General features: G+C 54.6%; 15 protein-coding genes. 3 read left to right on the forward strand and 12 right to left on the reverse strand.

Features of this window, described 5'->3' with window-relative positions; all coding sequences use genetic code 11:
- Positions 1-401: 401 nt before the first annotated feature.
- From PMI17_RS03215 to PMI17_RS03240, 6 genes are all read right to left on the reverse strand, one after another.
- Positions 402-1,178, reverse strand: a complete 777-nt coding sequence (locus tag PMI17_RS03215) for an ABC transporter ATP-binding protein (protein ID WP_007886047.1) — start codon at positions 1,176-1,178, stop codon at positions 402-404.
- Positions 1,175-1,861: an ABC transporter permease gene (locus PMI17_RS03220; protein WP_007886048.1), complete on the reverse strand. Its 687-nt coding sequence runs from the start codon at positions 1,859-1,861 to the stop codon at positions 1,175-1,177. The genes PMI17_RS03215 and PMI17_RS03220 overlap by 4 nt, the downstream gene beginning before the upstream one ends.
- A gap of 9 nt (positions 1,862-1,870) precedes the next feature.
- Entirely contained in the window at positions 1,871-2,590 is a 720-nt protein-coding gene (locus PMI17_RS03225; protein WP_007886056.1) for an ABC transporter permease, read from the reverse strand.
- A 12-nt stretch (positions 2,591-2,602) separates the two neighbouring features.
- Entirely contained in the window at positions 2,603-3,451 is an 849-nt protein-coding gene (locus tag PMI17_RS03230; protein WP_180824146.1) for a transporter substrate-binding domain-containing protein, read from the reverse strand.
- A 22-nt stretch (positions 3,452-3,473) separates the two neighbouring features.
- Positions 3,474-4,661: a M20 family metallopeptidase gene (locus PMI17_RS03235; RefSeq protein ID WP_007886060.1), complete on the reverse strand. Its 1,188-nt coding sequence runs from the start codon at positions 4,659-4,661 to the stop codon at positions 3,474-3,476.
- A 251-nt stretch (positions 4,662-4,912) separates the two neighbouring features.
- Positions 4,913-5,803: a LysR substrate-binding domain-containing protein gene (locus PMI17_RS03240; protein ID WP_007886063.1), complete on the reverse strand. Its 891-nt coding sequence runs from the start codon at positions 5,801-5,803 to the stop codon at positions 4,913-4,915.
- 105 nt (positions 5,804-5,908) lie between these two features.
- On the opposite strand from PMI17_RS03240, the gene PMI17_RS03245 reads away from it, so the two are divergent.
- A complete protein-coding gene (locus PMI17_RS03245; RefSeq protein ID WP_007886065.1) occupies positions 5,909-6,613 on the forward strand; it encodes an SDR family oxidoreductase in 705 nt (234 codons plus the stop codon).
- A gap of 340 nt (positions 6,614-6,953) precedes the next feature.
- On the opposite strand, the gene PMI17_RS03250 is transcribed toward PMI17_RS03245, so the two are convergent.
- Entirely contained in the window at positions 6,954-7,886 is a 933-nt protein-coding gene (locus PMI17_RS03250; protein WP_007886069.1) for an AraC family transcriptional regulator, read from the reverse strand.
- A gap of 160 nt (positions 7,887-8,046) precedes the next feature.
- Between PMI17_RS03250 and PMI17_RS03255 the strand changes: the two genes are divergently transcribed.
- Positions 8,047-8,781, forward strand: a complete 735-nt coding sequence (locus PMI17_RS03255; RefSeq protein WP_007886070.1) for an SDR family oxidoreductase — start codon at positions 8,047-8,049, stop codon at positions 8,779-8,781.
- 60 nt (positions 8,782-8,841) lie between these two features.
- Here the strand turns inward: PMI17_RS03255 and PMI17_RS03260 are convergent, their stop codons facing one another.
- From PMI17_RS03260 to PMI17_RS03280, 5 genes are all read right to left on the reverse strand, one after another.
- Complete coding sequence (locus PMI17_RS03260) at positions 8,842-9,534, reverse strand: DJ-1/PfpI family protein (protein WP_007886072.1); 693 nt, start codon at positions 9,532-9,534, stop codon at positions 8,842-8,844.
- Between the two features lie 99 nt (positions 9,535-9,633).
- Complete coding sequence (gene corA, locus PMI17_RS03265; protein WP_007886074.1) at positions 9,634-10,602, reverse strand: magnesium/cobalt transporter CorA; 969 nt, start codon at positions 10,600-10,602, stop codon at positions 9,634-9,636.
- Positions 10,603-10,645: 43 nt separating this feature from the next.
- Positions 10,646-11,116 (reverse strand): GNAT family N-acetyltransferase, encoded by a 471-nt coding sequence (locus tag PMI17_RS03270; protein ID WP_007886076.1) that lies wholly within the window; start codon positions 11,114-11,116, stop codon positions 10,646-10,648.
- A 51-nt stretch (positions 11,117-11,167) separates the two neighbouring features.
- Positions 11,168-11,488, reverse strand: coding sequence for an AzlD domain-containing protein (locus tag PMI17_RS03275; protein WP_007886078.1), 321 nt, complete (start codon positions 11,486-11,488; stop codon positions 11,168-11,170).
- The gene (locus PMI17_RS03280) at positions 11,478-12,152 is read right to left on the reverse strand and encodes an AzlC family ABC transporter permease (RefSeq protein ID WP_007886082.1); all 675 of its coding nucleotides are present in this window, start codon (positions 12,150-12,152) and stop codon (positions 11,478-11,480) included. Before PMI17_RS03280 ends, PMI17_RS03275 begins: the two co-directional genes overlap by 11 nt.
- 102 nt (positions 12,153-12,254) lie before the next feature.
- Here PMI17_RS03280 and PMI17_RS03285 point away from each other — a divergent pair, with 102 nt between their 5' ends.
- The gene (locus PMI17_RS03285; protein WP_007886084.1) at positions 12,255-12,803 is read left to right on the forward strand and encodes a helix-turn-helix domain-containing protein; all 549 of its coding nucleotides are present in this window, start codon (positions 12,255-12,257) and stop codon (positions 12,801-12,803) included.
- Positions 12,804-12,865: the final 62 nt, after the last annotated feature.

Genomic DNA, 12,865 nt, shown 5'->3' on the forward strand with positions numbered 1-12,865 from the left:
GTGCCTTAGGGATTTCATTCTGATAAGAGTTGCTCATGTTAACTCCTTGTAAAAATGGCGTGGAAAGCACGCGTAGGCACACTTCCCCTGTGTGTTACCGCGTGAATATATAACTGAATAATTTGGAAGGCAATAAAGCGGAGCGATGATTTTCATCTGATTTTTATAGGAAAATTCTTGCTCCCTAGGTTAAATCATTGATTGGCGCTGGAAGTACACCTAAGATGAATCTCAATGTAAGTTTTTTTAAATCACGTTGATTTACTACAAGCGATACTTTTACGCGAATAAATAATTCAATTTTGCTAATTATTAATGAATTGAGAGGGGTGAGGCTTGTCAGTTGCGGAAAAGAGCACCAGCTCAGTTGAAAGCTGGTGCAAAGGGGAGTTATCGGCAGGTTAACTGTTGCGCTGTAAGTGACTGCTTACAAATGCGCGGCAGCGCGGGGAGATGGGATCGCTAAATACCTGCTGCGGCGAACCGGCTTCCTCAATCTTGCCCTGATGCAGGAACACCGCTTTGTTCGACACATCGCGCGCGAAGCCCATTTCATGCGTCACGATAATCATGGTGCGCCCTTCTTCGGCCAGGCTACGAATCACGCGCAGCACTTCACCTACCAGCTCAGGATCCAGCGCCGACGTTGGCTCATCGAACAGAATCGCTTTCGGCTGTTGCGCCAGCGCTCGAGCAATCGCGACGCGTTGCTGCTGGCCACCAGAAAGTTGCGACGGCCAGGCATTGCGCTTTTCGTACAAACCTACCTTATGCAGCAGCGCCTCAGCCTCTTCTATCGCCTCTTTACTGCTGCGCTTTTGCACATGTACTGGCGCTTCGATGATGTTCTGCAATACCGTTTTGTGTGGCCACAGGTTGAAGCTCTGGAAGACAAAACCCAGCTGCATGCGCATCAACTTGATGCGTCGCTGCTGCTCGCGGCTGAGCTTCTCATCGGGATTATCGATAGTGACCACTTCGTCGCCCACCGCAATTTCGCCGCCCTGCGGTACTTCCAAAAACGGAATGCAGCGCAACAGGGTACTTTTGCCTGAACCGCTGGCACCAATCAGCGAAATCACGTCGCCATCCTGCGCCGTCAGGCTGATGTCGTGCAGCACTTCGTGCCCGCTATAACTTTTTCTGAGATGGCTCAGGGCAATAGTGGGTTTACTCATGGACGTGCTCCAACGTGATAAGGGGACAAACGGCGCTCCAGCAGCGCCACCGCTTTACTCACCAGCACGGTCAGTAGCAGATAGATAATTGCCGCGCTGATAAACACCTCCAGCGCGCGGAACGTCTCAGAGACGATCGAGTCGGCAATGCCGGTCATCTCCATCAGGCTGATGGTGCTGACCAGCGAGGTCGATTTGATCATCGAGATAATTTCATTGCTGTAAGCCGGCAGCGCCTGACGCACCGCCAGCGGCAGCGTGATGCGCCGGAGTAGAGTAAAGCGCGACATGCCGCTCACTTTGGCCGCTTCCAGCGACTGCACGCTCACCGCATTGAGGCCGCCGCGCAATATCTCCGAGGTGTAGGCCGCATCGTTAAGCACCAGCGCAATCAAACCGCACCAGTACGGATCGCGCAGCAGCGGCCACAGCACGCTTTCGCGTACCGCCGGCAAGCTGCCAAGGCCGTAATAGATCATGAAGATCTGTATCAGCAGCGGCGTGCCGCGAAATACCCAAACGTAGAAACGCGTGACGTAACTGCCAAGCCGATGCTGCCGCAGCAAATTCAGCAGCAGCGCCAATACGCCACCGCCCAATAGCGACAGTAGCGCCAGGTTGAGCGTCAGCGGCAGGCCGCGCAGTAAAGCAGCTAAGGTGTGCTGCAGGAAAGTGACATCCATCGTGGCTCCTTACAACCGCGCGCGTTGTTGCCCGCGCATGGCCACTTTTTCCACATAGCGGAAAACAAAATCGGAACAGGTGGTGATGATCAGATAGATCACCGCGCCAACGCTGTAGAAGAAGAACGGCATCTGCGTGGAGTTCGAAGCAGTGGAGATCTGGTTCATGGTTTCCACCAAACCGGTCACTGAAACCAGCGCCGACTCCTTGATCACCGATTGCCACTGATTGCCCATGCCCGGCAGCGCGGTTTTCAACGCCTGCGGCACAATCATGCGGCGGAACAGCATCAGACGTCCCATTCCGGTCACCGTGGCGGCTTCCAGCGTCCCTTTCGGAATCGCGTAAAATGCCCCGCGGAACACGCTACTTTGATAGGCGCCAGAGATCAGGCCGATGGCGATCGCGCCGGCGACAAAGCCGTTCACATCGAACGGGCCTTGCAGGCCAAGGCTTTCTCCCACAAACGACACCACCTGACGACCACCAAAATAGAACAGATAGATCACCAGCAGCTCCGGCACGCCACGAAATAGCGTGATGTAGCCGTTGGCGAGACGCTGTTGCCAGCGCGCACCGCCAATCTGCATCCAGCACAATAGGCTGCCGAGGATTGCCCCGAGCAGCCACGCACATAACGAAACGGTGACGGTCACCGTGGCGGCGTTAAGCAACACGCCGCCCCAACCTTCGTCACCAAAACCTAAAATTTGCCAATCAATAGCCATAAGCGCCTGGAATTACTCTTTAGGTGCGACGTTTTCGCCGAACCATTTTTCAGACAGCTGCTTCAGCGTGCCATCTTTGATCATCGAATTTAACGCGCTATCCAGCGCCGCTTTCAGCTCAGGATTGTTTTTCTGAATCGCAATCGCCGAGCCCTGGCCGAGCACGCCGCCCGAGAAACCATAGCCGGTGCTGTTCACGGTATCCGCATGTTTTTTCACGTAAGCGTTGAGGTTAGTACGAGACGCCATGACCGCATCAACGCGCCCGTTCAGCAGGTCAGCGAAGGTTTCCGGACCGGCCTGATAGGTGCGAATCGTCGCCACGTCGGCCAGGTATTTATTCAGGAAGTCAGCCTGAATGGTGGCAACCTGCACCGCGATGGTTTTGCCTTTGAATTTCGCTTTCAGCGCATCAATAGATTTGGTCATGCCGGCTTCGTCATCCGCCAGCACCACTTCGCCATTGCCCGGCAGCGTATCCACCGCGCTGCCCTTCAGAGTGACGAACCCCGAAATACTCACGGTGTATTGGCGCGAGAAATCCACCACTTCTTCACGCTTTGGCGTTACGGTCACCGCATCTATCACCGCGTCATATTTACCGTCAACCAAACCTGGAATCATACCGGACCATTTCTGCGCCACGATTTCATATTTGAAACCGGCACGTTTGGCGATTTCAGCCACCATATCCGGTTCATAACCAACGATTTTGCCGCTTGGCGTCGATTGGTTAAACGGGGGATAAGCCGCTTCAGTAGCAAATTTCAGCGTACCAAAATCTTTAGCCTGTACCAGAGCGGAAGAGGCAAGCAGCAGCATGCCAACAGAAGCGGTAAACAGTCCTTTACGCATCATCATAAGACCTCAGAGTTGGTTATTTTTAAGAGAGTAAATCAATGGCTAAACGGGCTAGCGCCTGCGTGCCGGCATGGATACTGCGCTCGTCGGGTTGATAATCCGAGTTGTGCAGATGGTCGTCGCGTCCCGGAGCGCCGGATCCAATGTGGATCTGGCAGCCTGGCGCACGCTCGGTAAACAGGGAGAAATCTTCGGCCCCAAAGCTGGCGCTCGGTTTAGCAACAATGGCTTTACCAAACTGGTGCGACAAAATCGGTTCCAGTGCATCAATCAACGCATCATCATTCATCAACGGCGGCACACCACGCTGATAATTGACCTCAACGCGCACGTTCAGCGACAGCGCCACGCCGGCGCAGATACGTTTAAACGCTTTTTCAATATGCGCACGTGCGGCAGGAGATTTAGCGCGCACTGTGCCCTGAAGCAGGCAGCTGTCAGAAATGATGTTGTGGGTGGTGCCACCATGAATGTGACCAATGGTCAGCACCGCCGAATTAGCGGGATCAAGTTCGCGCGAAATAATGGTTTGCAGCTGGCTGACCAGATTCACCGCCGCAATGATGGGATCGGTGCCCATGTGCGGCCGGGCGGCGTGGGTGGATTTACCGTGCACCACCACATCAAACTCGTCGCTGGAAGCGGTGCTGGCACCGCGCGTCAGACCAATTTCACCGGCGGCCAGTTCCGGTTTGTTGTGTAGCGTGATGGCAAGGTCAACACCTTCTGCCGCGCCGTCGGCGATCATCGCTTCAGCACCGCTATCGGGCGTCTCTTCCGCAGGCTGGAAAATCAAACGTAAGGTGCCATGCAGCTGCTCGCGGTAGTGCGGCACAATCGCCGCGACACCCAGCATGGTGGCGGTGTGAATATCGTGGCCGCAGGCGTGCATTTTGCCGGGATATTGGCTGCTGAAGGGCAGGCCAGTTTGTTCGTGAATCGGCAAGGCATCCATATCGGCGCGTAACAACACAGTTTTGCCGGGATGCGCGCCAACAATATCCACCATAACGCCGGTTCTGCCGACGCCGGTTTTTGGCGTCAGTCCCAGGCGTAACAGCTCCTGCTCAACGATGTGGGCGGTGCGCACGGTATCGAAACCCAGCTCTGGGTGCGCGTGAATGTCACGGCGAATGGCGATGAGATGCGCTTGCATGCTTTCGCTTTTGGCGCTGATGTCCCTGGCTAAAACATCTTTATGATCGGTCATATTTGCGAAGATCTTTCTCAGGCGAAAGCCTGGCCTTTATGGCATTTTTATGAATATTGATTCCGTATTTATTCACAGCATCCAGCAGAATGCAACGCGCAATGTTTTTGGTTACTTGCTGAATTTGCGTGATATTTTGCTAATCCACTGCGCGAGCAGGATAAAAGCCCATATCTGCATCATTAAGCAGTTATAACATTCATGATCCACGGCGGATCATCAGTTTTACTGATTTCGTTATTGAACAAATATCAGCCGTTAACCTGAGCTAATAGCCAGTCGCGCACCGCTTTTACCGTCGTTTGCTCACGCGGACGCTTTGGCCATACCAGATACCAACCCGCATCCAGGGTCATTTGCCTGCTAAACGCCGCCACCAGTCGCCCACTCGTCAGGTCGTTCTGAACAAAATGCGGGCTAGTGAGCGCTATACCTTGCCCGCCGATTGCCGCCTCAAGCGCCAGTGCGGTTTGATTGAAACGGAGATGATGGGCGTGATGCAGCGACTGGCTGGGAAAGATAAACGCAAGAAATGCCGGCCACAGGTGATGGCCGTCATGCACCAGGGCGTAGCGCTGAAAGTTCCGACTCTCGCCCGGATCGCCCAGCTCGGCCAGTAAGGTAGGGCTTACCACCGCCAGCACCGTTTGGCTAAACAGCAATGTGGCGTCGAGGCCGGCGCCGAACGGTGGGCGGCCATAGCGTACCGCTAAATCAACGCCTTCATGGTGAAACTGAACCAGGCGTTCGGAGGCCAGCACGCGCAAATCGATATCAGGCCAGGCGGTGGTAAAACCCGGCAGGCGCGGCAGCATCCAGCGGCTGGCAAAGGTGGGTGTCACGCTCAGGGTTAAGCGATTTGGCTCCGGACGTAACGTCCGCGTGGCCTCATCAATCAGCTCAAACGCCTGGCGAATACTGACCGCATAACCTGCACCCGCTCCCGTCAACGCCAGACTGCGCGGCAGTCGTTCAAACAGTTTTAGGCCCAGGCTGGCTTCCAGCCCACGAATTTGCTGCGCGACCGCGCCTTGTGTCACGCCTAGCTCTTCCGCCGCCAGACGGAAATTAAGATGGCGCGTGACGGCTTCGAATACCTTTAACGCATTCAACGGCGGAAGCTGGCTAAATCCGTGGCTCATCCTGTAGTTTTCCTATCGTCAAGTGACAATAAAACTGACTCTCTGTGGCTGAAATTACCTTTTATACTGGCTTAAATCGATTTTTAATTGAAAGGATAGCGGATTATGACAGTAGAAAAAGTTGCAGTGATTGTTGCTGGCGGCAGCGGTATGGGTGCGGCAGCTGCTGAAAAGCTGGCAAGCGACGGCTATAAAGTGGCGATTCTCTCTTCGTCAGGTAAAGGCGAAGCGCTGGCAGAACGGCTGGGGGGATTGGGCCTAACCGGCTCCAACCAATCGGTAGACGATCTGCAGAAGCTGGTGGATCACACGCTGGCACGCTGGGGCCGTATTGACGTGCTGGTGAATAGCGCCGGTCACGGTCCCCGCGCCCCCATTCTGGAACTAACCGATGAGCAGTGGCAGCTCGGCATGGAAACCTATTTTTTAAATGTGGTGCGCGCCACGCGGCTGGTGACGCCAATCATGCAGAAACAAGGCGGCGGCAGCATCATCAATATCTCATCAGCATGGACCTTTGAGCCCACCGATATGTTCCCAACCTCTGCGGTGTTCCGCGCTGGTTTAGCCTCGTTCACTAAAATCTTCGCTGATACCTACGCGGCCGATAACATTCGCATCAACAACGTGCTGCCTGGCTGGATCGACAGCCTGCCGAAAACCGATGAGCGCCGCGATAGCGTGCCATTGCAGCGCTACGGTACGTCTGCAGAAGTGGCGGCGACCATTGCTTTCCTCGCCTCGCCGGGCGCGGCCTACATTACCGCTCAGAATATTCGCGTAGATGGTGGCGTAACACGCAACGTATAACCAGACAATTCCTTACCGAAATTCCGCGGATGGATCAGGTCCATTCGCGGCTTTATCTTGATTAGCTGTTCATCATTTGCGCACAAAACCAAGACTGGTCTTGTCGATCTCATTCCTTAAAAGCAGTCAGAATGTTCTCATTCGCTGACAGCATCTTCTTACTGCAGCTTGCGAGTTAATCATTTAATTTTCGGAACTGAGGTCACTATGCAAACCCTTTTACGCGCTCATTTTTCTACTATTTTTAACGTCGAACGTCACCGTGTTTGGCAACTGGTATTGTCCGGTTGCGCGCTGTTCTGGATTTTGGCTGTCGTCGCCGTCATGGCGATTCGTTAAGTTAATGTGCCAGTAAACGGCCGGACAACTGCTCCGGCGGTAACAACTCAAACGCCCGCTTCATTATCCGCGCCTCTTCTGCGGGGCTTCGACCAAACATCCTTTTGAACTCACGATTAAACTGCGAGTCGCTCTCATAACCTACGCGCGCTGCCGCGCCAGCGGCGGTGAGATTATCGCGGATCATCATCAAACGCGCCTGATGTAAACGCAGCGATTTAACATATTGAATCGGCGAGGTTTGCGTGACAGTTTTGAAATGCAGATGAAAACGCGGCACGCTCATTCCGGCTTCGTTTGCCAGATGCGGCACATTTAGCGGCTGACGCCAGTCCTGATGAATACGCTGCAGAGCACGGGCGATGCGGCCAAAATGGCCTTGATAGGTTAACGCCGCGCGCACCGCGCCGCCCTGCTCGCCCATCAGCACGCGAAAACAGATCTCTTCAACCCGCGCTGGCGCCAATACTTTGGCTTCGAGTGGATCGCTCAGCGCTTCCAGCAAGCGTAAGGTACTTTCCGCTAATGCCTGATCAATGGGCGTCGAGATAATGCCCGCTGGTGCCGCACTCATGCCCGTTTCAACGCTGGCCAGTTGCGCCACCAGCCGCGCCACCATGGCAACATCCAGGCGAACGGCGATGCCCAGCAACGGCTCTTCGGAGGTTGCCTCAGTCTCAGCAGAGAATGGCAACGGTACCGACAGCACCAGAAAATGCTGTGCATCGTAGCGATACATTTTGTCTGCCAGAAACGCGCGTTTCGAACCCTGGCAAATAATAATGATGCTGGGTTCATACAGCACCGGCGTGCGCGCCCACTGCCGATCGGCACGCATAAAGCGCACGCTATCCAGCAGCGATTCGGTATAGCCTTCCTGACGTGCCAGCTGACTGAGCAATGCGCAGGTACGTTGTTGAACTGAGAGCGCCATAAATGATGTTCCGCAGAGAGCTTCAGGCAAAGCATAGCCATCAAGGTGATAAATACACAATGGTAGCGAGAGAATCAGGCAAACATACGCCACGATCGGGTCTGTCGTCTAACGTATGATTTATCAACAATAGCCTCGTCAACTTAACGAGGAGTACGTCATGACCCACTCAAATCCAAAAGTGATTATTTTAACCGGCGCCAGTAGCGGCATAGGCGAAGGCATTGCACGTCATCTGGCGCAGCATGGTCACAAACTGATTCTCGGTGCTCGTCGCGCCGATCGCCTGACGGCGCTTTGCGATGAGCTGCGTTTAGCGGGCGCAAGCGTGGATTATTTGCTTACCGACGTCACTCGGCGTGCCGATACACAGCGGCTGGCCGATTTTGCGCTGGAGAAATATGGCCGCATTGATGTGATGATTAACAATGCAGGTGTCATGCCGCTGTCGCCGATGAGTTCAATGAAGGTCGAAGAATGGGATTTGATGCTGGACGTCAACATTCGCGGCGTGCTGTATGGTATCGCGGCAGTGCTTCCTATCCTGCAGACCCAGCAGTTTGGCCACATCATCAACATCGCATCGGTTGGCGCCCTGACGGTTTCCCCCACCGCGGCGGTGTACTGCGCCACTAAATTCGCGGTGCGTGCCATTTCCGATGGTCTGCGCCAGGAATCACAGCATCTGCGCGTTACGGTGATCAATCCGGGCGTGGTGGAGTCTGAACTCGCCGATAGCATCAGCGACCGTGTTGCGCGTGAGGCGATGAAGCGTTATCGCCAGATTGCACTGCAGCCGGAAGCGATTGCTAAAGCGGTGAGTTGGGCCATCGAACAACCTGGCGAGGTTGATACCAGTGAAATCACCGTGCGCCCTACTGCCAGCGCACATTGAGGGTAAAAATCCGTGGCGATTTCAGGCTGAAATCGCCAGATTTCATACTCATCTGTCGTATTAGCGCTTTAGCCTTGCCGCTGCCTGCTCGGTTGCCAAACGGCGTTGGGCAATAAAATCCTGCATCTGATTTTTCGCCTCGGCCAGTCGCGCTGGTGAGGCGCTGCGCGGAGAGCCAGAGTGGAATGGCGGCGCCGGATCGTACTCCATCTGCAACTGAATATTCTCCGCAACCTCGCGCCCAAACAACTCCTGCGCCACCGTTAAGGCAAAATCAATGCCTGAGGTGACGCCCGCGCCGGTGATGCGGTTGCGGTCACGCACCACGCGTTCCGCTACCGGCGTGGCACCTAAAAGGCTGAGCTGATCCATGGATCCCCAGTGCGAAGTTGCCCGATATCCTTGCAGTAATCCCGCTGCGCCCAACACCAGCGAGCCAGTGCACACTGATGTCACCCATTGCGCGTTTTGCGCCATGCGCCGCACAAAATCCAGCGTTTCGTCGTCGTCCATCAGCGCGATTTGTCCGGGACCGCCGGGAATGCAAATTAGATCAAGTTGCGGACAGTCGGCAAAGGTCGCGGTTGGCACAATCGCCATGCCACGATCGGACATCACCGGCTGGCGGTCTTTCCAAATCAGATAATTTTTGACGTTGGGCATGCGAGCAAACACTTCCCACGGGCCGGTGAGATCGAGTTGCGTGAGGTTGGGAAACAGCAGCAGACCGATAGTGAAAGGCGAAGAAGCCATGACAATCTCCTTGAGCAATCAGAGCGTTATCATGGCCTTGCTTTTAAAGTGAACGCAATGGATTAATTCAGCAAACTGCACACGACCAATACGGCCACGTTACAGCCAGCCAGCCTTTTTCAACCGCCACCACATCACGCAGCAGATGACGATTGTCACGCCCACCACCGCCGGATAACCAAAGTGCGTGTGCAATTCCGGCATATCGGGAAAGTTCATGCCATACATACTGAAAATAATCGTTGGTACAATCAGGATCGCACCCCAGCCGGCGAGCTTTTTATTCACTTCGCTCTGCTGCACCGACACCAGCGCCAGATTGACCTGCATCGCGCTGGTGAGCATCTCACGCATATCTTCTGCATCAATCATCACGTGATGCGCATGATCCTGCACATCACGCAGATAGGCGCGCAGATTTTTCGGGATGATATCTTCATGAAAACGCACCAGCTGCTGACAAATTTCTGTCACCGGCAGCGCCGCATTGCGCAGCGCTAACAGTTCGCGACGCAGGTGGTAAACGTTTTGCAACGCATCGCTGTCGAAGCGAGTGGTAAACATGCCCTCTTCCAGCCCACCAATTCGATCGTTAAGGGATGCGGTGATTTTGCTGTAGTTATCCACGATGAAATCGAGGATGCAATAAAGCGCATAGCCCGGACCTTCACACAACATCGATTGATTTTTTTCCGCTTTAGTTCGAATCGCAGCATAGCCTTCTGACGATCCATGACGCACGGTGATCAAGAAGTTTTTGCCAAGGAAGAAGTGCGTTTCACCAAAAGTGATGCGCTGCAGATCGTCCATATGTGCGGTTTTCACCACGATAAATACTGAATCGCCATATTGCTCAATCTTCGGTCGCTGATGTGCCACTAGCGCATCTTCTATCGCCAGCTCGTGCAGGCTGAACTCCTGTTGCAGCGTCTGCATAAAGGCCGGTTCAGGTTGATACAATCCCATCCAGACAAAGGATTTCTCCTCTTTCAGCACTTCGCTGATGTCCGCAACATCAACATGCTCTTCACGCTTACCGTGGCGATACGCAACGCAGTTAATTACCATATTCGCGCGATCCTTGTTGTTTGCACTGTTTATCATTTTAGCCTTAAAGCTCGCGGACCATTTCAACACAGGCGAGATCGGCTTGCGCCAGCGCCGAGGGGTATAACGCGTCACGCACCACGTGAAAACCGTGGCGTTGATAGAAACTGCTGGCGTTGGGCGTGGCGGCGAGCGTCAATTGTTTAAAACCGCGCTGCCGTGCTTCATCAATGATCGCCTGCATGATCGCGCTGGCATAGCCTTTGCCATTACAGGCGGGCAGCGTGAAAATAGCCTCTACGCTGCCGTTATGGAGATCGAGAAATCCGGTAGCGGCCACGCCGTGTTCAGGATCGTCTATGACAAAGAACGGATTACGTTTTACCGCCGCAAAGTAACCAGCAGGTAACGCATCGGGCGTCCATGCGCTGATGACTTCTGCCGGATAAACACCCTGACAACCGTGGCGTATGGCGAGATTGCGAATGCGCCACAACGCGGCAGTTTCATCGCAGCGGGCTAAACGCGGTTTCATATAGGTTCCTGTTTGCTGTTGTTCCGGGATATCACACAGTAGCAAAAAGGTTTAAGGCACGCCTAAATAACGCAGCAATGCCGTCATCAGCGCAGCGCCAATGATGACTAAAATCAACGGGGTGCGACGCCACGCGAGAAACACCGCAAACAGCACGCCGGCGATACGCGCCACGCCGGCGAAGTGGGTACCTTCAAACAGTGCGGTGGTGACCGCCACCGCCAACAGCAAAACGGTGGCGGCATCAGATAACATGCTGCGTACCCGTTCCGACATCTGCATGCGGCTGCCAAGGCGGTAACCCGCAAAGCGGATGGCATAGGTGCCCACCGCCAGCAGCGCTATGCCCGCGATGATCAGATTATTTTGCATTCTTACGCTCCCGCCAGCTCAATAATCCGAGTAGTGAAAACAGCACCGGCATCCCCGCCGGAACAAACGGTGTCGCCAGTACCGACAATGCCGTGCCAAGCGTCGCCGGAATCAGCGTACGACGCTGGCGCAGCGCGGGGAAAATCAAGGCAATCAGGATCGCCGGAAACACCGCATCAAGGCCAATAGAGGAAACGTCAGGAATAAAACGTCCGATCACCGCACCGCCAATCACTGACAATGGCCAGATGGTGAAAATGCCTAAGCCACAGATCCAGAACGCCGCCCGCCGCTGTGCCAGTTTGGGTTGAGAAATGCCGAACACCACGCTTTCATCATTCATGATGTGGCAGCCCAAAAGGCTGCGACTGCCCTTGCCGACCAGATCTTTCACCGCAATACCAAACGGCAGATGACGCGCATTGACCAGCAAACCGGTCGCTGCCGCCGTCAGCGGACTGCCGCCACCGGCCACAATGCCGATAAACAGAAATTCCGATGCGCCTGCCAGCACCAACGTCGAGAGGGCAATCGGCACCCACAGCGGAAAACCTTCTGCTGCTGCCAGCGAACCATACGAAAGCCCGACAATACCGTCGGCCAGACACACCAGGAAAATGGCTTTTATTACTCCGCGATCAAGCGGCACTGCACCCAGACGCATCACAATTTGATCTCATATCGAACAGGAAAGCCGTTATAATGAACGCAGTGTGATTGTTTTACAAGACGAACAAATCGTTCGATATAAAGAACAGGAGTAGGTTTGACCACGCCAATTGATATTATTGCTGCCGGGTTATTACGTGAACGCCAGCGTGCGGGGCTGTCGCTGACAGAAGTGGCGCGCCGCGCCGGGATTGCTAAATCAACACTTTCGCAGCTTGAAGCAGGTAACGGCAATCCTAGCCTCGAAACCTTGTGGGCGCTGTGCGTGGCGCTGAATATACCTTTTGCGCGTCTGATGGAGCCGGAAGTGAAGCGCTTACAGATCATTCGCCGTGGCGAAGGAATGATTGTGTCGGCGGAGATGGCAGATTATCAGGCGGCATTCCTGGCCAGTTGCCCACCCGGCGGGCGACGCGATCTTTATCTGGTAACCAGTCAACCTGGCGCGCCGCGCGCTTCCGAACCCCATCCGCCGGGTTCAGTTGAACATATCATCATTGCCCGCGGCCGGGCGCTGGTTGGCCCCAGCGATGCACCGGTTGAATTGCATCCAGGTGACTATATTTGTTACCCCGCCGACGAACCGCACGTGTTCGAAGCCTTAGAACCAGATACCATGGCGGTGCAGCTTTCTGAGCAAAATTAATTGCTGATTGTTCCAGGTCGCCATGAATGGCAGCCCGGCGATGCAGGATATCAGCCATCACA

The sequence above is a fragment of the Pantoea sp. GM01 genome (assembly GCF_000282675.1).
GTDB classification, from domain to species: domain Bacteria; phylum Pseudomonadota; class Gammaproteobacteria; order Enterobacterales; family Enterobacteriaceae; genus Pantoea; species Pantoea nemavictus.